This window comes from Enterococcus sp. 3H8_DIV0648, assembly GCF_002140655.1.
GTDB classification, from domain to species: Bacteria; Bacillota; Bacilli; order Lactobacillales; family Enterococcaceae; genus Enterococcus_A; species Enterococcus_A hulanensis.
Map to the genome: position 1 here is coordinate 3,295,125 of NZ_NGLG01000001.1, position 2,280 is coordinate 3,297,404.

Annotated in this window: 1 protein-coding gene; it reads left to right on the forward strand. The window is 34.8% G+C overall.

The features are described from left to right. Positions 1-360: 360 nt before the first annotated feature. The coding region (locus A5875_RS15195; RefSeq protein WP_254911879.1) for a C40 family peptidase at positions 361-2,280 on the forward strand (1,920 nt) is incomplete at its 3' end.

Here is a 2,280-nt window from a genome sequence, read left to right on the forward strand (position 1 = left end):
TTGCAGCACAACCCGATTTTTGGGTGACGATGAACAGCAATAAAATTTGAAGATGAATGTCACATAAACGGATTGTGTGACATTCGCCAAAATAGCTCTGTCCCTTGCGGCTCTGAGGAAGGATAGTTTTTCTTTGCTCGCTGTCACTTTTATACTTAAATGGCGCGTTTTGAGTAAAATAAATGGCATCTAATTTAAACTAAAGGAGTTATCATTTTTTATAAGATGAGATACTAGATCCCCCCGATTATACCAAAATCATTGGAGTCACTATTACTAAAGAAATATATATGAAAATATACTGATGAATGGTAAAATCATATAGTAAGCGCTTACTATATGATTTTATGGAGGTTTATTATGAAATTTAATAAAAGAGTAAGCTTATTTATTGCCGCATTTTTTTCATTAATTATTGTTTCAAATAATCATGTTGTAAATGCAGATGTTTTTGAAGCAAGCTCCCAAAGTTCTGAGCAGATTGGGGATAATAAAATAGATTCAAAAAGAGAAAATAGTTCGATTATGATTGAACAAATTACGGAGAAAACTACTGAATCAGCTCAACAAATTACCTCTAACTCGAGTTCTGATAAAGATACTCTAACCGATGATAAAATAAGGGAATTTTATAAAGAAGATTCTAGAAGAAATGTGATGACTTTTGAACAATATAGAGATTTTATCAAGACTATGCAACGTTTAGATAGTTCCGCCTATAATAATAGCTCCTTAATTACTCCATTTGCTGCAACAGGAAGTGAAAGAGATCAAATTATTGCTGAAGCACGAAAGCATTTAGGAAAGCCCTATACAAGGGAGAATCCTACTAGACTAGGACCAAATGCTTTTGATTGTTCAGGATTAGTCTATTATGTTTTTAAACAGGTTACTGGTAAAGATATAGGTAATGTGACATGGACTCAAGAATACGCTGGGACAATGATTAGCGTTTCGGAAGCCAAACCTGGAGATTTAATATTTTGGGGAACACGTGGGAGTACTTATCATGTAGCAATTTACATTGGCGATAACCAGTACATTCATTCTCCTGATTACGGACAAACAGTTTCGATTTCGCCCATTTGGTGGAACGATTTTGCACCTAGCTTTGCTATTAGAATGAATTTGAAAGAAGCACAACCAGTCCAAAAGTTTAAAACTAATGATAGAGTGAAAATCAAAAAGTCTGCAACTCAATGGGTTGGAAGTAGCAATCTGACCGCATATGATTATACTAGAATTTTAATTGTCGAATCTTATCAAAGCAACGGAGTAAAAGTTCGTATACCTGGAGAATGGGCTGGAATCATAAAGGAGCAAGACCTTGAAAAATCAACCCCTGCATTTAAAAAAGGAGACTATGTTAAGATAAAACGTTCAGCAACTAAGTGGGTTGGGAGTTCTAATCTTTCTGAGGTGGATTATAACCGAACGTACATGGTTGAGGGAATAAATTCAAATGGAGCAATAACGATTCGAATTCCGGGATCATGGGCTGGAAATATTAGAGAAGAAGATCTTGAAGAGGACTCAACTAATCCCCTGCTTAAAATTGGAACAAAAGTTTCTTTTAATGAAAATGCTGTTAAGTGGGCTGGAAGTTCTAATATTACTTACGATGATATGATAAGATCTTACAAAGTTTCTAAGATAAATGACAATGGGACTATCTATATAAGGACTATTGATGACGCTTGGGGTGGAAATACAACCATCAATGATCTTATGCCAATGCGTTCAAACAATATAGATTCAAATGATATTATCAAATTGAGGGCAGCTGCGACTAATTGGGCAGATGGTCAACCAATTAATATTGAGAATAAAACGACTCGTTCTTTTATCGTGAAAGAGCGTAAAGACCATAAACTTCATATCTATTCTGATGCCGCTTCAGGCTGGTCTGCATGGATTTATGATTGGGACGCTGTATTGGAAAGAAAACACAAAATAACTCCTGAAATAGACTATACCAAGAAATACGTGGTAATGAATGAGAATTCAACAGTCTGGAACGCATATAAAGGAGTTTCATCCAATGTGAAAATCTCTTTAAGTGAATACGATTCAGTATATAAAATAGTAGAAAAAAATAGCGAATCGACGAAAATCCAATCTACATCTAACTCATCGGTATTTGGTTGGGTGAGAAATAATCAAGTTAGCGCTGCTCCTAATAATTCAATTGGTCGAGGAGACATGGTTAAATTGAAAGCATCAGCTTCAAAATGGGCAAATGGAGAAAATATTAATATTGATAATAAGACTACAAGAACG